Annotated in this window: 16 protein-coding genes; 6 read left to right on the top strand and 10 right to left on the bottom strand. The window is 72.6% G+C overall.

Features of this window, described 5'->3' with window-relative positions; genetic code table 11:
* The first annotated feature begins 175 nt into the window (after positions 1 to 175).
* The 3 genes from ACZ6BB_RS00845 (at position 176) to ACZ6BB_RS00835 (ending at position 2,242) form a co-directional block, all read left to right on the top strand.
* Positions 176 to 379, top strand: coding sequence for a DUF5999 family protein (locus tag ACZ6BB_RS00845; RefSeq protein ID WP_059079662.1), 204 nt, complete (start codon positions 176 to 178; stop codon positions 377 to 379).
* Positions 380 to 445: 66 nt separating this feature from the next.
* A complete protein-coding gene (locus tag ACZ6BB_RS00840) occupies positions 446 to 1,315 on the top strand; it encodes a PaaX family transcriptional regulator (RefSeq protein WP_471613188.1) in 870 nt (289 codons plus the stop codon).
* 462 nt (positions 1,316 to 1,777) lie between these two features.
* Positions 1,778 to 2,242: an ATP-binding protein gene (locus tag ACZ6BB_RS00835; protein WP_471613187.1), complete on the top strand. Its 465-nt coding sequence runs from the start codon at positions 1,778 to 1,780 to the stop codon at positions 2,240 to 2,242.
* Between the two features lie 24 nt (positions 2,243 to 2,266).
* On the opposite strand, the gene argF is transcribed toward ACZ6BB_RS00835, so the two are convergent.
* Together argF and ACZ6BB_RS00825 are read right to left on the bottom strand one after the other, a co-directional pair.
* On the bottom strand, positions 2,267 to 3,274 hold the full coding sequence (gene argF, locus ACZ6BB_RS00830) for an ornithine carbamoyltransferase (RefSeq protein WP_471613186.1): 1,008 nt from the start codon (positions 3,272 to 3,274) through the stop codon (positions 2,267 to 2,269).
* Between the two features lie 60 nt (positions 3,275 to 3,334).
* A complete protein-coding gene (locus ACZ6BB_RS00825; RefSeq protein ID WP_471613185.1) occupies positions 3,335 to 4,558 on the bottom strand; it encodes an arginine deiminase in 1,224 nt (407 codons plus the stop codon).
* A gap of 154 nt (positions 4,559 to 4,712) precedes the next feature.
* On the opposite strand from ACZ6BB_RS00825, the gene ACZ6BB_RS00820 reads away from it, so the two are divergent.
* Complete coding sequence (locus ACZ6BB_RS00820) at positions 4,713 to 5,819, top strand: SPFH domain-containing protein (RefSeq protein WP_471613184.1); 1,107 nt, start codon at positions 4,713 to 4,715, stop codon at positions 5,817 to 5,819.
* Positions 5,816 to 6,712, top strand: a complete 897-nt coding sequence (locus ACZ6BB_RS00815; protein WP_471613183.1) for a hypothetical protein — start codon at positions 5,816 to 5,818, stop codon at positions 6,710 to 6,712. The genes ACZ6BB_RS00820 and ACZ6BB_RS00815 overlap by 4 nt, the downstream gene beginning before the upstream one ends.
* A 48-nt stretch (positions 6,713 to 6,760) precedes the next feature.
* On the opposite strand, the gene uppS is transcribed toward ACZ6BB_RS00815, so the two are convergent.
* The 4 genes from uppS to ACZ6BB_RS00795 form a co-directional block, all read right to left on the bottom strand.
* Entirely contained in the window at positions 6,761 to 8,614 is a 1,854-nt protein-coding gene (uppS, locus tag ACZ6BB_RS00810) for a polyprenyl diphosphate synthase (RefSeq protein WP_471613182.1), read from the bottom strand.
* Positions 8,615 to 8,887: 273 nt separating this feature from the next.
* Positions 8,888 to 11,443, bottom strand: a complete 2,556-nt coding sequence (locus ACZ6BB_RS00805; RefSeq protein WP_471613181.1) for a polynucleotide kinase-phosphatase — start codon at positions 11,441 to 11,443, stop codon at positions 8,888 to 8,890.
* A complete protein-coding gene (locus tag ACZ6BB_RS00800) occupies positions 11,440 to 12,930 on the bottom strand; it encodes a 3' terminal RNA ribose 2'-O-methyltransferase Hen1 (RefSeq protein ID WP_471613180.1) in 1,491 nt (496 codons plus the stop codon). Before ACZ6BB_RS00800 ends, ACZ6BB_RS00805 begins: the two co-directional genes overlap by 4 nt.
* 281 nt (positions 12,931 to 13,211) lie before the next feature.
* A complete protein-coding gene (locus tag ACZ6BB_RS00795) occupies positions 13,212 to 14,135 on the bottom strand; it encodes an LLM class F420-dependent oxidoreductase (protein WP_471613179.1) in 924 nt (307 codons plus the stop codon).
* 238 nt (positions 14,136 to 14,373) lie between these two features.
* Between ACZ6BB_RS00795 and ACZ6BB_RS00790 the strand changes: the two genes are divergently transcribed.
* Complete coding sequence (locus ACZ6BB_RS00790) at positions 14,374 to 14,541, top strand: hypothetical protein (RefSeq protein WP_471613178.1); 168 nt, start codon at positions 14,374 to 14,376, stop codon at positions 14,539 to 14,541.
* 55 nt (positions 14,542 to 14,596) lie between these two features.
* Here the strand turns inward: ACZ6BB_RS00790 and ACZ6BB_RS00785 are convergent, their stop codons facing one another.
* The 4 genes from ACZ6BB_RS00785 to ACZ6BB_RS00770 all read right to left on the bottom strand — a co-directional run bounded on the left by ACZ6BB_RS00785 (position 14,597) and on the right by ACZ6BB_RS00770 (position 17,819).
* Entirely contained in the window at positions 14,597 to 15,073 is a 477-nt protein-coding gene (locus tag ACZ6BB_RS00785; RefSeq protein ID WP_471613177.1) for a DUF6099 family protein, read from the bottom strand.
* 211 nt (positions 15,074 to 15,284) lie between these two features.
* Positions 15,285 to 15,647, bottom strand: coding sequence for a nucleotide pyrophosphohydrolase (locus tag ACZ6BB_RS00780; protein ID WP_471613176.1), 363 nt, complete (start codon positions 15,645 to 15,647; stop codon positions 15,285 to 15,287).
* A complete protein-coding gene (locus ACZ6BB_RS00775; RefSeq protein WP_471613175.1) occupies positions 15,634 to 16,809 on the bottom strand; it encodes an AAA family ATPase in 1,176 nt (391 codons plus the stop codon). Before ACZ6BB_RS00775 ends, ACZ6BB_RS00780 begins: the two co-directional genes overlap by 14 nt.
* A gap of 620 nt (positions 16,810 to 17,429) precedes the next feature.
* Entirely contained in the window at positions 17,430 to 17,819 is a 390-nt protein-coding gene (locus ACZ6BB_RS00770; protein WP_037701140.1) for a cell division protein SepF, read from the bottom strand.
* Positions 17,820 to 18,021: the final 202 nt, after the last annotated feature.

Here is an 18,021-nt window from a genome sequence, read left to right as displayed (position 1 = left end):
CTCACTACCGGCGGCGGCCCGCGCGCCGGGGCGTAGTGTCCGCGTCCTGTCACGGCACGTCCGGGTGCTGTCACGTCTCGCGGAACCATGTGGTCAGGGGGTCGCGGCGCGGGCATGGTCTGTGGTGCGAGGCGGTGACTCGCCGCCGGCACTCACCACGACGTGGAGGTGCGCCATGTGTGCCCACCAGCCCCTGTGCCCCTCGATCGACCGCACGGACCGCGACGCCGCCCACGTCGTCGCCGCCCACCCCGAGCAGGGCTGGAACCTGCTGTGCAACGGGGCGATCGTCTTCGACGACACCGGTGAACTCCTTCCCGACGGCAGCGTGATCGCCCCGCGCCGCCCGGCCCCCGGCGAGCTGGCGACCGCCGCCTGAGCCGCTCCCGCACCACCACGGAAGCGACGCACCCTGCGTGACCAGCGGCGATACCGGCAACCTAAAATGATCAACGTGTCGGAACAGCACGCACCACGTTCACTCATCGTCACTTTCTACGGCGCGTACGGCCGTTCGGTGCCGGGTCCCGTGCCCGTCTCCGAACTGATCCGTCTGCTCGCGGCGATCGGGGTCGACGCCCCCTCCGTCCGCTCCTCGGTGTCCCGGCTGAAACGGCGCGGGCTGCTGGTGCCGGCCCGTACGGCGACGGGGGCGGCGGGATACGAACTGTCGGGCGACGCGCGGCGGCTCCTGGACGACAGCGACCGGCGGATCCACGCCCCGGCGGCCCAGCGGGACGAGGGCTGGGTCCTGGCCGTCTTCTCGGTGCCGGAGTCGGAGCGGCAGAAACGGCACGTGCTGCGCTCCCGGCTGGCCGGACTCGGCTTCGGCACGGCCGCCCCGGGCGTGTGGATAGCTCCGGCCCGGCTGCACGAGGAGACCCGGCACACCCTCACCCGGCTGCGGCTCGACCCGTACGTGGACCTGTTCCGGGGCGAACACCTCGGGTTCGCGGCGACCGCCGAGGCCGTGGCGCGGTGGTGGGACCTGGCCGGGCTCGCCAAGCGGCACGAGGCGTTCCTCGACCGGCACGCGCCCGTGCTGCGTGACTGGGAGTGCCGCGAGGACACCCCTGCGCAGGAGGCGTACCGCGACTATCTGCTGGCCCTGGACTCCTGGCGGCACCTTCCGTACGCCGACCCCGGGCTGCCCGCAGCGCTGCTCCCGGCGGACTGGCCGGGGGTGCGTTCGGCGGCCGTGTTCCGGGCCCTGCACGCGCGGTTGCGGGACCCGGGGGCGGCCTTCGCGGACGTGGCACCGCAGGGAGGTCGCGGTGGCGCCCCGGAGAGGTCCGGGACAACCGAGGACCGATGACGCTCGCGTTCACCAAGGGAACCGACCGTTTCGAGGGCGAACCGCCCGCCCCGCGCTGAACCTCCTGGCGGCCGAGCACTCCACCGGTGGTGTGGTCCGCGTCGCGCGGGAGCACATGAACCTCGGCACCCACAGGCCGGACGTGCGCCGGCGCTTCGTCCGCGCGCCGACGGACCGGGGCCTCGTCCGACCCGTCGGGCGTTCGTCCGACGGTCGTCATGGACACGTGACAGGTGGCGGGTGGGCCGGCCCGTCGTCGGTACCCGCGGCGGCGTCCGGGATCGCCCCCGTGACTCGGTCACGGACGTTCGACAAGCCCGTAACGACGAGCTCCGCCGGGCGCGGCGGAGCGTTGCCATGGGTAGACCGGCGGCAACGGGGCCGAAGGTCCCCCGCGGCGCCCGCCGAGCGGCTCTGCCGGTACGCGCCGTACCATTCATCACGTTGAAAGCAGGACGAGCCATGACCTGCTCCATGAACGGACCCGCCGCCTTGCAAGAACCCTCCGCCCCCGCCTCCTGGCGCATCGCGCTGCCGCACACCGCCGCGGCCGTGCCCGTGGCCCGCGCGCTGGTGCGTACGGCGCTGACCGAGCTGGAGCACGGGGCGGACTGCGACACGGCGGAGCTGCTCACGGCGGAGCTGGTCGCGAACGCGATCGAGCACGCGGCCGGGGAGGGCCCCATAGAGCTGGTCGTCGAGCTGGTGCCGACGGGCTGCAAGGTGGAGGTCCACGACCCCGACCCGGCGCCCCCGGGCGATCTCACCGCTCCGGGGCACCTCGACCCCGACCCCTGGCAGGAGCACGGTCGCGGCCTCCTCCTCATCCGCGCCCTCAGCTCCGCCTGCGGTCACCGCCCGACGGACTCCGGCAAGGCCGTGTGGTTCAGGCTGCCGACGGTGCCGCCCCAGCGCCGCCACCCGTAGCGGGCGCGGGGGCCGCACACGCGCTCAGCCCAGCGTCGCCACCAGGACCGCCTTGATCGTGTGCAGCCGGTTCTCCGACTCGTCGAAGACCACCGAGTGCGACGACTCGAACACCTCGTCCGTCACCTCCAACGAGTCGAGCCCGTGCAGCTCGTGGATCTCGCGCCCCACCTTCGTGCCGAGGTCGTGGAAGGCCGGCAGGCAGTGCAGGAACTTGACGTTCTCGTTGCCGGTGGCCCGCAGGACGTCCATGGTCACGGCGTACGGGGACAGCGCCTCGATGCGCTCGTCCCAGACCTCCTTGGGCTCGCCCATGGAGACCCAGACGTCGGTGGCGACGAAGTCGGCGCCCTCGACCCCCTCGTGGATGTGCTCGGTGAGCGTGATGCGCGCACCGCTGATCTCCGCGAGCTTGCGCGCGTGGGTGATGATCTCCTCGGCCGGCCAGTAGGTCTGCGGGGCGACGATCCGCACGTCCATGCCGAGCAGGGCCCCGGTGACCAGGTACGAGTTGCCCATGTTGAAGCGGGCGTCGCCGAGGTAGGCGAAGGCCGTCTCGTCGAGCGGCTTGTCGCAGTGCTCGGTCATGGTCATCACGTCGGCCAGCATCTGGGTGGGGTGCCAGTCGTCGGTGAGCCCGTTGTAGACGGGGACGCCTGCGTGGGCGGCCAGCTCCTCGACGTTCGCCTGGCTGTTCCCCCGGTACTCGATCGCGTCGAACATCCGGCCGAGAACCCGTGCGGTGTCCTTCACGGACTCCTTGTGGCCCATCTGCGAGCCGGAGGGGTCGAGGTAGACCGTCCGGGCCCCCTGGTCGGCCGCGGCGACCTCGAACGCGCAGCGGGTGCGCGTCGAGGTCTTCTCGAAGACGAGCGCGATGTTCCGGCCCCGCAGGTACGGGGTCTCCGTCCCGGCCTTCTTGGCCGCCTTCAGCTCCACGGCCAGCCCGATCAGCCCGCGGAACTCCTCGGCGGTGAAGTCCAGCTCCTTGAGGAAGTGGCGCCCGGCGAGGGCGTGGGGAACGGTCGCCATGGGGCGCTCCTGGGTCGACGGGACAAGGAAGACTGGAAGTCTATACGATGTTCCACATTTCTATACGGCGGACCTCTCCACCGGACAGCTCATGCAGCGCGGCCCACCCCTCCCCCGCCCCAGCTCGCTCCCCGGAATCTCGATCACCTCGATGCCCTGCCTGCGCAGATGCGTGTTGGTGGTGGCGTTGCGTTCGTACGCGACGACGACGCCGGGCTCGACGGCGAGGACGTTGCAGCCGTCGTCCCACTGCTCGCGTTCGGCCGCGTGGACGTCCTGCGTGGCGGTCAGGACCCGGATGGCGTCGAGGCCGAGGGCGGCGGCGATCGCGCGGTGCATGTGCTCCGGCGGATGGTCGGTGACCTTGAGCTCCTTCTCGCCGACGCCGGGTTCGATGGTGTAGGAGCGGAGCATGCCGAGCCCGGCGTACTGGGTGAAGGTGTCGCCGTCGACCATGGTCATGACGGTGTCGAGGTGCATGAAGGCCCGGCGTTTCGGCATGTCGAGGGCCACGATGGTCTGCGCGGAACCGGCGGCGAACAGCTTGTGCGCGAGCATCTCGACGGCCTGAGGGGTGGTGCGCTCGCTCATGCCGATGAGAACGGCCCCGTTGCCGATGACGAGGACGTCACCGCCCTCGATGGTGGACGGATAGTCGGCCTGGCCCTCCGACCAGACATGGAACGTCTCGTCCCGGAAGAGGGGATGGTGCCGGTAGATCGCCTCGAAGTGGACGGTCTCGCGCTGGCGGGCCGGCCAGCGCATGGCGTTGATGGAGACCCCGTCGTAGATCCAGGCGGAGGTGTCGCGGGTGAAGAGGTGGTTGGGCAGGGGGTCGAGGAGGAACTCGTCCAGTTCCATGACATGGAAGCGGACGGAGGCCGGCTCCATGTGCGCGTCGAGGAACTCGCGCTTGGTCATGCCGCCGATCAGCGCCTCGACCAGCTCCGTCAGCGGCAGCGACTCGAAGGCCGCCCTGAGGTGGTCCGTGGCGAGCGGGCCGTACTCCTTCTCGTCGAAGACCCGGTCGAGGACCAGCTCCCGGGCCTGCGGGATGCGCATGACGTCGGTGAGGAGGTCACCGAAGAGGTGGACGGCGACACCTCGGTCACGCAGCACGTCGGCGAACCCGTCGTGCTCGGCGCGCGCCCGGCGCACCCAGAGCACGTCGTCGAAGAGCAGCGCGTCCTTGTTGCTGGGGGTGAGCCTTTTGAGCTCAAGATCCGGCCGGTGCAGGATGACGCGGCGCAGCCGCCCGGCCTCGGAGTCGACATGGAATCCCATGTCCTCATCCTGACCATTCGGGCGCGTGTTCACCCGCCGGTCGGCCGAATCGGAACCCTTCCATCTCGTCCCCTTGACGATAAGAGGCCGCCCCATTATCGTCTGAGTGACACTAAGCGGTGTCGATCAGTCATCGTGGCGAGGGGGATCTTCCATGGCCGACATCACCAGACGGCTCGGCTGGCGGCATCTGCGCGGCGCGCCCACCGCGCACATCCGTCACCACCGCTCCGGACGGCTCGTGCACGACGGCCCGGGGCTGAGCTTCTGGTACCGGTCGCTGAGCGCCGCGCTCTCCGAGATACCGGTGGACGACCGGGAGCTGGCGATGACCTTTCACGCCCGTACGTCCGACTTCCAGGACGTGGCGGTGCAGGCGACGGTGACGTACCGGGTGAGCGACCCGGCGACCGCCGCCGTCCGCCTCGACTTCTCCATCGACCCCGACACGGGCGTCTGGCGCGGCGCTCCCCTGGAACAACTGTCGACCCTGCTGACGGAGACGGCCCAGCAGCACGCGCTGGACGTCCTGGCCCGTACGACGCTGGCGTCGGCCCTGGTCGACGGCGTCGCGGCGGTCCGTGAGCGGGTGGCGAGCGGCCTGGCGGCCGAGCCCCGGCTGCCGGCCACCGGGATCGAGATCGTGGCCGTACGCGTCGTGGCGCTGCGGCCCGAGCCCGAGGTGGAGCGGGCCCTGCGCACGCCCGCGCGGGAGCAGATCCAGCAGGAGGCGGACCGGGCGACGTACGAGCGGCGGGCGGTGGCCGTCGAGCGGGAGCGGGCCATCGCGGAGAACGAGCTGGCCAGCCAGATCGAACTCGCCCGGCGCGAGGAGCAGTTGGTCGAGCAGCGGGGCACCAACGCACGGCGGGAGGCGGAGGAGAGGGCCTCGGCCGACGCGGTGAAGGCGGGCGCGGAGGCGGCCCGGACGGTACGGCTGACCGAGGCGGAGGCCGAGCGGACGGTGAAGCTCGCGGAGGCGGAGGCCACACGGAGCGTGAAGCTGGCCGAGGCCGAGGCGGAGCGGCAGGTCAGGCTGTCCGAGGCGGAGGCACGGGCCGCGCGGACCGTGGGTGAGGCGCGGGCCGAGGCGCAGGCGGCCTGGCTGCGGGTGCACGCCGAGGTGGACGCGGCGACCCTGAACGCGCTGACCGCGACGCGCCTCGCGGAGAACCTGCCGCGCATCGACAGCGTCACGGTGTCGCCCGACGTCCTGACCGGACTCCTCTCCCGGCTGGGCGGCGCGGGGGACACCGCGTGAGTCTCGCCCCGCGGGTGGTGCTGGTCCATCGCACCACCGAGTACGAGGAGTTGGTGGCCCGGCACGGAACGCACGGGCAGGCCGCCTTCTTCCTGCGGTCCCGGGGGCGGGACATCGAGGACGTCGCCGAGCGGCACCGGCGCGAGCGCGGGGCGCTGGCGGAGGTCACGGCCTCGGTGCCGCTGACCTGGCGTCAGGCGCGGGTCGAGCGGGGTGATCTGGACCGGTTCCTTTTCGCCCCCGAGGACGTGGTGGTCGTCGTCGGGCAGGACGGGCTGGTGGCCAATGTCGCCAAGTACCTCGCGGGCCAGCCGGTGGTGGGGATCAACCCCGATCCCCGGCGCAATCCGGGGGTGCTGGTGCGCCACCGGCCCGATCAGGCGGGGAAGCTGCTCCTCTCCTCCCAGCACGGCCTGGGCTCGGACGAGTTGACGATGGTGGAGGCCGTCGCCGACGACACGCAGCGGCTGGTGGCGCTCAACGAGATCTACCTCGGCGCGGCGGGCCACCAGACCGCCCGGTACCGCCTGGGGTTCGACGGCGACAGGGGTGCCGTCGAACCCCAGGCATCGTCCGGCGTGCTCGTCGGGACGGGGACCGGGGCGAGCGGATGGATCCGGTCCGTGTGGCAGGAACGGGCGAGCGAGCTGGCGTTGCCCGGGCCCGGCGAGGACCGGCTGCTGTGGTTCGTGCGCGAGGCGTGGCCCTCGCCGGCCACCGGGACGTCGCTGGTGGCGGGGCAGTTGGCGGCGGCCGCCCGGCTGTGTCTCACCGTCGAGTCGGACCGGCTCATCGTCTTCGGGGACGGGATGGAGGGGGATGCGCTGGAGCTGACGTGGGGGCAGACGGTGCGGGTGGGGGTGGCGGGGGTGCGGTTGCGGTTGGTGGGCTGACGCGGTCGGTCGCCTCCCGCCGCCCTGCCCGTCCCGTCCCCCGAGCCGCTACTCGGCCCCCTCCACAGGCGCCTGCACCGACGCGGCGCCCTTGCGGCGCTTGCGGTGGGTGTAGGCGACCACCGCATCCCACAGGTCGCGGCGGTCCACCTCGGGCCAGGGCTCGTCGGTGAAGTGGAGTTCGGCGTAGTGGGCGTGCCAGGGAAGGAAGTTGGAGGTGCGGATCTCGCCGCTGGTGCGCCACAGGAGGTCCACGTCGGGCAGCTCGTGATGCGGCAGATGCGCGGCGAAGAGCTGCTCGGAGACCCGGGCGGGGTCGACCTCGCCCGCCACCGCTGCGCGGGCCAACGCCGCGCCGGCGCGGGCCAGTTCGGCCCGGCCGCCGTAGTTGACGCAGACGTTGAAGGTGAGGCCTGTGCGGTTGCGGGTGGCGTGCTCCTGGGCCCGCAGCACCTCCACCACGTCCTCCGGGAGGCCGTCGGGGGAACCCACCCAGCGCAGGCGTACGTCGTGGTCGAGCAGTTCGCCGTCGAGGAGCTCGGCGCGCATGATCGCGAAGAGTTTGGAGACCTCGTCGGGCGACCGCTTCCAGTTCTCGGTGGAGAAGGCGTAGACCGTCAGATGGGCGAGGCCGATCTCCAGTGCGCCCTGGACGACGTCCCGCAGGGCGACCGCTCCGGCGCGGTGACCCTCGTCGCGGGGCAGTCCGAGCCCGGTCGCCCAGCGGCCGTTGCCGTCCATGACGATCGCCACGTGCTGCGGAAGATGGGCCTCGGCTATGGCCGGGGGACGGGCCCCGTCGCGGTGCGGGCGCGGCGGCAGGGGCGGTTCGGCGATCCGCGTGGTGAGCCGTTCGGGGCCGTCGGCCAGGGCGGGCGACGGCCCGTCCGGGGCACCGTCGGCGGATGACGTCCCACCCGCGCGGGCCCCGGCCGCCGGCCTCGCCGGGGAGTCGCCGGGCGGCAGCGTCAGCCGCCACACCACGGCGGCCCGCGCCCGCGCCGGGCCGAGGATGCGCCATTCGATGTGCCGGGGCACACGAACCGGCCGGTGCAGGACCGCCGATCCGGCGCGGACGATGGCGTCCAGCTCCGCCCCGAACAGTTCGACGGCGCTGTCGAGCACGATGGCGGGGCCCAGCGGCAGCGTGTTCCGCAACGCCCGGCGGGAGTTCTCCAGCCACTCCCGGGCCTGGCCGGCGAGGTGCGCGACCAGGCGCCGGACGCCCGGGGTCCACTCGCGGGACAGCAGCTCGGCCGGTGTGACCTGGAAACGGTCGAGCACCTCGGCGGGGAACCACACCTGCCCGGCGTCGAGGTCCTCGGGGAGGTCGCGGAGCATGTCGGTGAGGAACAGGCCGTCCACGAAGCGGGTGAAGCCCGGGAGGTCCCGCAGGCGCACGGGCACGGGCAGCCCGGACCGGACCAGCATTCGCATCAACTGCTCGGGCCAGCTGACGTTCTGGGCGTGCGCCCGTTCCCGCCACTCCTGCCAGGTCGCGACGCCCTCGCGGCTCTCGTCCCGGCCGACCGCGTCCAGGGAGCCCAGCAGATCGCCGAGGTCGAGCCCCCAGTGCCAGACCGCGTCGGTCAGCGCGCGCCGGACCGGGTCGTCGCTGGTGCCGCGGGACAGGTCGGCCTCCAGCGCGGCCCGCCAGTCCTGGAGCCGCCGGGCGCGCTCGGGCGGGGTGCCCTCGGTGGAGTCGACCAGGTCGTCGGCGGCGGCGAGGGCGGCGTACAGGGCCCAGCAGGCAGGGCGTACGGCCGGGGGCATCAGCTGCATCAGGGCGTACTCGGTGGGCCGGGTCGAGCGGACCAGCCTGCGGCACTCCTCGTACGCGGCGTCGAGTGCCGATCGCTCTCGCCCGGACCGCGACACGGACCGCGTGATGCTGCGACGCATGGGAAACCCCACATACCTTCGAATGGGACCGATGGGACCGACTCGGGTGACAGCGATCGCCTGCGACTGGCCGCGATCACTTTCCCCCGAGCACTGCCGGAACCGCCGGAACCATTCGAACGCAGTGCACGGCCACGCCTGACTGCGACATTATCAGCCGCATTGTCGCCTCCCGGGCATGGGTCCGTCCGTGCCGGACGGGGGTTCCGTCCGGCACGCACCGGGGCCCTGGCGAACCCGCGTCCGAGGCCCGTGGGCCTCGGACGCGGGTTATCACAGACGGGGGTCGACCGGCTCCGACTCCAGGGCGAGTACCCCGAACACCGCCTCGTGCACCCGCCACAGCGGCTCGCCCTCGGCGAGTCGGTCCAGGGCCTCCAGGCCGAGGGCGTACTCGCGCAGGGCGAGCGACCGCTTGTGGTTGAGGAACCGGCCGCGCAGCCGGGCGAGGTTCTCGGGGCGGGTGTACTCCGGTCCGTAGATGATCCGCAGATACTCCCGGCCCCGGCACTTGATGCCCGGCTGGACCAGCCTTCCCCGGCCGTCGCGCACCACGGCCTCGACCGGTTTGACGACCATGCCCTCGCCGCCGCGGCCGGTCATCTCCAGCCACCAGTCGATCCCGGCCCGCACCGAGGCCTCGTCGCCGGTGTCGACGAAGAGGCGCCGGGTGGTCTGCAGCAGACCGCTGACGTCGAACTCCACGAGCCGGTCGATGAGGGCCAGCTGTTCGTCGTGCGGCAGGGCGGCGAGGCTGCGGCCCTGGACGGCGAGGATCTGGAAGGGGGCGAGCCGGACACCGTCGAGGCCCTCGGTGGGCCAGCAGTAACGGCGGTAGGCGTCGGTGAACGCGGCCGCGTCGGCGGCCCGCTCGCGCTGCTTGTCCAGCAGCTCGCCCACGTCCACCCCGCGGGCCGCCGCGCCCTCCAGGGCGGCCAGCGCGCCCGGGAAGACCGCGCCGGAGGCGGCCCCGACGGCCGCGTACTGGGTGCGCAGCAGCCCGGACGCCTTCAGCGACCAGGGCATCAGCTCGGCGTCCAGCAGCACCCAGTCGGTGGCCAGCTCCTCCCAGAGCCCGGCCGCCCTCATCGCTTCGCGCAACCGGCCGAGGACCAGCTCGGTGCGGGCCTCGTCGTCGAAGAACGGGCGTCCGGTACGGGTGTAGAGGGACCCGGTGGGGCCGTCCACGCCGAAGCGCTCGCGGGCCGCGTCCGCGTCGCGGCAGACCAGGACGACGGCCCGCGAGCCCATGTGCTTCTCCTCGCACACGACCCGCGCGACCCCGTCCTCCCCGTACTGCGCGAACGCCTCCGCCGGGTGCTCCAGGTAGCCGTCGATGTGCGAGGTGGCCGTGGGAGCCATGGTGGGCGGCAGGTACGGCAGCAGGCGCGGGTCGATCGCGAAGCGGCTCATGACCTCCAGCGCGGCGGCGGCGTTCTCCTCGCGGACCGACACCCGGCCCGCGTGCCGGGTCTCGACGACCCGGCGGCCGTGCACGTCCGCCAGGTCCAGCGGCCGGCCCTCGTGCCCGCCGGGGGCCTCGGTGGCCAGCGGCCTCGCCGGCTCGTACCAGACCCGCTCGGCGGGTACGTCGACGAGTTCGCGCTCCGGCCAGCGCAGGGCGGTGAGTCTGCCGCCGAAGACGGCGCCCGTGTCGAGGCAGATGGTGTTGTTCAGCCAGGTGGCGGTGGGCACCGGGGTGTGGCCGTAGACCACCGCGGCGCGGCCCCGGTAGTCCTCCGCCCACGGGTAGCGCACCGGCAGTCCGAACTCGTCGGTCTCGCCGGTGGTGTCGCCGTACAGCGCGTGGCTGCGTACCCGGCCGGAGGTCCGGCCGTGGTACTTCTCCGGCAGACCGGCGTGGCAGACGACCAGCCGGCCGCCGTCGAGGACGTAGTGGCTGACGAGCCCGTCGATGAACTCCCGGACCTGCTTCCTGAACTCCTCGCTCTCGCCCTCCATCTGCTCGATGGTCTCGGCGAGGCCGTGGGTGTGCTGGACGTTGCGGCCCTTGAGGAAACGGCCGTACTTGTTCTCGTGGTTGCCGGGGACGCACAGGGCGTTGCCCGAGCCGACCATGGACATCACCCGGCGCAGCACGCCCGGGCTGTCCGGGCCCCGGTCGACGAGGTCGCCGACGAAGACGGCCGTACGGCCTTCCGGGTGCACGCCGTCGACGTAGCCCAGTTTGCCGAGCAGCGCCTCCAGTTCGCTCGCGCAGCCGTGGATGTCGCCGACGATGTCGAACGGGCCGGTGAGGTGGGTGAGGTCGTTGAAGCGCTTCTCGGTGACGACGGTGGCGTTGTCGACGTCCTCGACCCCGCGCAGGACGTGCACCTTGCGGAAGCCCTCGCGCTCCAGGTGCCGCAGGGAGCGGCGGAGTTCGCGGGTGTGGCGCTGGATCACGCGGCGCGGCATGTCGGCGCGGTCGGTGCGGGCCGCGTTGCGCTCGGCGCACACCTCCTCCGGCACGTCGAGCACGATGGCGATCGGCAGGACGTCGTGCCTGCGCGCCAGCTCGATCAGCTGCTTGCGGGACTCCTGCTGCACGCTGGTGGCGTCGACGACCGTGCGGCGGCCCGCCGCGAGGCGCTTGCCCGCGATGTAGTGCAGGACGTCGAAGGCGTCCTTCGTCGCGCTCTGGTCGTTCTCGTCGTCGGAGACGAGGCCGCGGCAGAAGTCGGACGAGATGATCTCGGTGGGCTTGAAGTGCCGCCGGGCGAAGGTCGACTTGCCCGAGCCGGACGCGCCGACCAGCACCACGAGGGAGAGGTCGGTGACGGGCAGGACGCGCCCCCGGGTGGTCTGCTGGGTGGTGTTCTCGCTCATGCCGCCTTCGCCTCCTTCTCGTTGCTGTCCTTCGGGTCGCGCCGCGTGAACACGGCCATCTGGGTGGGCGGTCCCACCTCCGGGTCGTGCGGTCCCACGGGCACGAACGCGGCCTCGTAGCCGTGCCGTTCGGCCACGGTCGTCGCCCAGGTCCGGAACTCCTCCCGCGTCCACTCGAAGCGGTGGTCGCCGTGCCGGACATGGCCGGCGGGCAGGCTCTCCCAACGGACGTTGTACTCGACGTTCGGGGTGGTCACGAGGACGGTCCTCGGCCGGGCCGCACCGAAGACGGAGTACTCCAGGGCGGGCAGCCGGGGCAGGTCGAGGTGCTCGATGACCTCACTGAGCACGGCCGCGTCGTACCCCTTGAGCCGCTTGTCGGTGTAGGCGAGGGAACTCTGGAAGAGCTGTACGCGGGCGGCCTGGCGCTCGCCCATGCGGTCGAGCTTCAGGCGGCGCGAGGCGATGGTGAGCGCGCGCATGGACACGTCCGTACCGACGATCTCGGTGTAGCGGACGTCCTTGAGCAGCGCCTGCAGCAACTGGCCCTGACCGCAGCCCAGGTCGAGGACCCGCGCCGCGCCGGACTCCTGGAGCGCGGCGAGGATCGCGTCCCGCCGCTGCACCGCGAGCGGTGTCGGCTTCTCCTCGCCCTCGGCCTCGCCGTCCGCGGTCTCGGCGACGGCGTTGTCGATCGCCTCGACCTCGCTGTCGTCGGCCTCCGCGAGCCGTACGAGCTCCAGGCGCTCCATGGCCTGCCGCGTCAGCGACCAGCGGCGGGAGAGATAGCGGCTGGTGATCAGCTTGTGCTCCGGGTGGGCGGGGAGCCAGCCCTCGCCCGCGCGCAGCAGCTTGTCGACCTCGTCCGAGGAGACCCAGTAGTGCTTGGTGTCGTCGAGGACCGGCAGCAGGACGTACAGGTGGCGCAGTGCCTCGGCCAGGGTCAGCGACTCCGACTCCAGGACCAGCCGAACGTAGCGGGAGGCGCCCCACTCCGGGAACGCGGAGTCAAGCGCCACCGGCTCGGCGGTGACGGTCCAGCCGAGCGGTGCGAACAGGGCGACGACGAGGTCCGGGCCGCCGCGCGCGGGCAGCGCGGGTATCTCGACGCGCAACGGGCGTGTCTGCTCCGGAAGTTCGGGCCGGGCCTTGCACTGGCCGCGCACGGCGCTGGAGAAGACGTCGTTCAGCGCCACGGCGAGGAGGGAGGAGGCCGCGTACGGGCGGTCGTTGACGTACTGCGCGAGAGCCGCGTCCGGTGCCCCGCCGCGGCCCTTGCCCTTGCCGCGCCGGACCAGCGCCACCGCGTCCACCTCCAGCAGCAGCGCGGCCGTGCACCGCTCGGCGTCCGCCTCGGGGTAGAGGACGTGTGCCTTGCCGTAGGAGGTGGAGAACGCCTGCGTCCGGTCGGGATGCTTGTGCAGCAGGAAGCCGAGATCGGTCGCGGGGCGCTCTGGGGTACCGGTGGTACTGATCGTCAGGAACACGGTGGGGTGGCCTCGTGATGAGTTGTCCGGGGCGGATGCCCTGGTCGAGGAGTAGGCGTCTGAACTGCGGATACCTGCGCATCGTCTCGTTTCGGCGCGCGCCTCCAACGTACAGGCCGGTCCGGGCCGCACTCAGGCATTTTCCGCCCCCTCCACCGCCTCCTTCCGGCCGCGTGCCGACGCGCTCCCGCGCTCGGAGAGGGGACGGGAGCGCGTCCTGGGGCGGGGCGCGTTTGCGGGGAGGGCGCGCCCGTTCCCGGGAGGGCGGGCCTTCGTTCGCGCTACGACAGCTGGGAGAGCACCTGGCCGGAGATCAGCTCCAGGTGGTCCAGGTCGTCGAGGTCGAGGATCTGGAGGTAGAGGCGCTGGGAGCCGATGGCCTGGTACCGGGCGATCTTGTCGACGACCTCGGCCGGGGAGCCGGCGAGGCCGTTGGCCTTCAGCTCGTCGACCTCGCGGCCGATCGCGGCGGCGCGGCGGGCGACCTCCGCGTCGTCCTTGCCCACGCAGACGACCAGGGCGTTGGAGTACACGAGGTCGTCGCCCTTGCGGCCGGCCTCCTCGGCGGCCGCGCGGACCCGGCCGAACTGGCGCTCGCTGTCCTCGATCGAGCCGAACGGCATGTTGAACTCGTCGGCGTAGCGCGCGGCGAGCCGCGGGGTACGGCTCGCGCCGTGGCCGCCGATGAGCACCGGCACCTTGGCCTGCGCGGGCTTGGGCAGCGCGGGCGAGTCGGTCAGCTGGTAATGGGTGCCCTCGTAGGAGAACGTCTTGCCGATCTCCGTGGCCCACAGGCCGGTGACGATGGCCAGCTGCTCCTCCAGGCGGCCGAACTTCTCCTTGGGGAAGGGGATGCCGTAAGCCTTGTGCTCCTCCTCGAACCAGCCAGCGCCCAGGCCGAGTTCGACACGGCCGCCGGACATCTGGTCGATCTGGGCGACCTGGATGGCGAGCACGCCGGGCAGCCGGAAGGTACCGGCGGTCATCAGGGTGCCGAGGCGGATGCGCTTGGTCTCGCGGGCGAGTCCGGCCAGCGTGACCCAGGCGTCGGTGGGGCCGGGCAGGCCGTCCGACGAGCCCATGCTGAGGTAGTGGTCGGAGCGGAAGAAGGCGTCGAAGCCCAGGTCCTCGGTGGCCTTGGCGACGGTGAGGAGGGTGTCGTAGGTGGCCCCCTGCTGGGGCTCGGTGAAGATGCGAAGATCCATACCTCCATCCTGCATGCTCGGGCCCCGGTCGACGGCACCGGTCCCGCCGGTGCCGTGGGGCCACGGTCGGGTGAAAATGCGCCGCTCCGGCACGTGGGGCGGGCACGCTCCAGTGACCGGCGGGAACGGTGGTCGTTGCTCGGGAGGAGCCGGACCGCCCGGCACCCGTCGCCGGCGGCCGCTGCCGGGACGTACGCACACGTGCCCCCTCGGGGGCGAGGGCCGAGGAGGCCGTCACATGTCCCAGGAAGCCGTGCCGGAGCAGGCTGCCGTGCCTGCGCAACCGAAGGGTCTGCTCCAGCAGATGGAGGAGCTGATGGCTGCCCTGAACGCGGACCTGTCCCAGCTCGACGCGGATCTGTCGGCGCCGCGGGCCGCCGCCGCGGAGGACAGCGGCGCCGTCTGATCCCTCGCCGCCCCCGGGCGGCCGGGCGTTCGCCCTGTCGGGACGCGTCGCGCGGTCATCCGGCGGCCGCGTCCCGCTCCGACAGGACCTGGTCCCGCACCGCCAGGCGTCGCAGCATCTCCAGGACGCGGTCCCGGGCCTCGTCCGCCGCGTCGATCGCCTCCATGCACTGCCAGTACGTCGCCTCGTCGCCGGCGCCGCTGGCCAGGCCGACGAGAGCGATGCCGACCTCGCCGAGGAGGACGCCGAGCCGCACGAGCGAATCATGGGCGTCGCCCAACTCCGTGAGCTGGGCGGCGCGTAAGTCGCCCACACCGAGCGCGGGTGCGCCGAGTATGCCGCAGCCGCTGCCGGCCAGTTCGGTCAACCCGAGGGCCTCGCCGCGCAGTTCGGGAGGTCCCGAGACCGCGAGCCGGCTGCCGATCGCCTGGGCGAGGGCATAGGACTGCCACGCCTCCGCCATGAGCTGCGGCCCCTCGGCGCTGCCCGCCAGTGCACGCCTGCTCGCCATGATGAGCCGCACCGCATCCATGCGCTGCCCCCGACTGTCCCGACGCGCTCTCGCACGTCCGCCTGAACTCCTGCCTGTTCATTACCCACAGTGAGTGACGCTGAGACGGAAAGCCAGAGGAAGTCTGAAATCTGTGGATAACAAGTCGGCTGTGGAGAACTTTTTGACTCCGGAGAGTGACAATGGGGAGAGAGGGGTGCCGTCCGGCACGGTCGGGCGCGGCCGAGCGTCGTCAGGGCCGCCCCGGTGCCGGGAATCTCCGCTCGTTGCGGTCGATCTTCGCGTCCAGGGCCGCCAGCGGATCGATGCCCAGCACCTCGCAGAGCTGGAGCAAGTAGGCGAGCACGTCCGCCACTTCGTCCGTGACGCGGTGGGCGGTCCCGGGGTCCGCCATCACGCGCGCGGACTCCTCCGGTGTCAGCCACTGGAAGATCTCGACGAGTTCGGACGCCTCCACGCTCAGCGCGGAGACCAGGTTCTTGGGCGTGTGGTGGCGCCGCCAGTCGCGGGCGGCGGCGAAATCGGCGAGCCGTCGTTGCAGGGTCGCCACGTCGAGTTCTCGCGCGGACTCCCGGGCGGGTTCAGAATCTCTCACGGTTCAGGTCTACCACCGTCACTCCCGTCAGCCCGGCGGCCCAGGAGGCGTCGCTCACCGCGCCGGCCAGCCGGATGTGGCCGCGTTCGCACATCCGGGCCGCCAGCCGCACCAGCTCCAGGGCCTGTCGCGGGTCGAGGGACCGGTCGAGGCCGTCGGCCAGGACCGTGAGCGTCTGCAGCGCCGCGGGCACCTCCGCGACCGGGTCGACCTCCAGGACACCGGGTCCGGTGAACAGCACGAGGGCGAGCGCCAGATACCTCAGCTCCCCGTCGCCGAGCAGGCCCAGGGCCGTCCGCACGCCGTCGCCCCGGTCCAGCACCGCCCGTACCGCGCCGTCGCGCAGCGGCTCGGCCAGCAGGTCGAGGACGGGGCCCGCGCAGCCGTCGCGCACGGCCCCGACGAGCAGCGCGTGCCGTCGGCCGCACTCCGTGCGCGTACGCCACAGCACGTCGGCGAGGTTGTCGCAGCCCCGCAGCAGCCGGCCGGAGCCGAGCGGTACGGCGGCGCGCATCCGGCCGGGGCGCGGATCGCAGGCGTAGACGGAGCGGAGCGCGACGACCGTCTGCTCGGCGGCGGCGAGGACCTGGCGCTGGCCGTCCGTCTTCCCGGCGACCCGCAGCGGGAGCAGTGCGGTGCCGAGGCGGTCGTCGGGGAGCGGGCCGCGGGTGACCGGGGAGGTGCCGGCCGTGTGCCAGGAGGCCTGGACGACGGGGCGGCTCGGGTCGACGAGTGCCGTCTGCAGCAGAGTGAGGCCGCCGGACGTCAACCGCTCCCCCACGATGCGGAGTTCGGGCTCGGCCTGTACGGCGATGTCGAGGTGTACGGGGCCTTCGGGGCCGTCGGTCGTGCAGCCGATGCGGAAGCCGCGTCGCCGCTGGGCGTCGGGGCGGGCCCGTTCGGGGACGCAGCCGCGCGGGTCGGGGAACGCCTCGTCGAGGTGGGCACCACCGCCGAGTCTCGCCAGCGCCTCGTACGCCCGGAGCGCGGTGGTCTTGCCGCTGCCGCTGCGGCCCGCGAGCAGGGTCAGGGGGCCCAGCGGCAGGAAGGCGCCCCGGTGTCCGGCGAAGGCGGAGAGCCGCAACTCGATGACCCTCGGCCGTTCCGGACGTGGTCCGGCGTCCGCGCCGGGCGGCATCGACGACAGGGATGACACGGTCATATGCGGACAGTAGGAGCCTGTTCGCCAGGCGAACCGTTCCGCCGAGTGGATCTTCCTACGATCGAGGGAGCGCCCTCGACGGGCCGAGGGGCGCCCCGCCCCGGCGCAAGCGCCCCGCCGACATCGCGAGCGGCGGACCCCGCCCCCGGGCGCCGCGCCCCGCACCCGGAGAACGGGCGGCCGAACGACCGTCGGAGAGCGCCGGAATCTCGAAGACCGGCCTCACGTGCCCCGGACCGGGGCGTGGGAGTGCCGAAGACCGACGACGAGAGTCTCGAAGGGGCCGCGATCGCCGGAGAGCGAGGGCCCCGGCCCAGGTCGAGCGCGCTCTACGGCGGGCGCCGCTGCGCAGCCCCGGCGCGGTGCGTCACATCGGTCGCCCCGGTGCCTGGCGCCGCACGCGTGCCTCAACGCCGCGCCCGGGTCTCGCCCCAGGAATCGAGGTCTCAAACCGCACCGGGCTCTCGTCCGCGCCCCCATCGCACCGGAGCGGCCCGGCGCGGCCCGTGACGTCCCCCGTCGCGCGCCCCGCCCGCCTGCGCCCCAGGAGCCGCGCGCCCCGGCCACAGGCGCCGGACCCGCCGCCCACCCCCGGCGCGCTCAAGCCCAACCGCCCCGCCTCAGACGCCCGGAACCCCCGCCCCCTCCATCAGCCCGCGCACCTCGGTGCCGCGCGGGGTGAGAAGGAACACGTTTCTGTCCACGCGGTGCATTCCGCTGGCGAGGCCGAAAACCACCCCCGTACTGAAATCCAGTACGCGCTTGGCGGTGTCGGTCTCCGCGCCGGAGAGATCCAGCAGCACCGGAATGCCCGCCATCAGCGTTTCCGCCACGTCACGGGCGTCGGCGAAGACGTTGACGCGCAGCACCACGAAGCGGCGGCGGGCCTCCGTCTCGGCTTCCGGTATGGTCCGGTGGCCGACCGCGGACGGCCAGGCGTCCCGGCCTCGCAACGGCACGACCTGGGCGAGCCCCTCCCACTGCTCGTCGGTGACATCGTGGCTGTTCACCCTGTTCACCGGCCTTCCCCCTGGCTCGCACTGAATGACTGCATCAGCCAATTCTTACGCATGGTCACCCGTTCGGCCCAACAACGACACGGACCGCGACCCCTGCTTCCGGGACAACGGCCGGAACCCGCCCTCACAGCCCCTTGCGCGGTCCTGTGTGGCAGGCGTAACGCCTCATGATCAGGTCATGTGACACAGGCGT

This window comes from Streptomyces sp. NPDC041108 (genome assembly GCF_055592645.1).
This window is presented reverse-complemented; position numbering and strand designations above follow the sequence as displayed.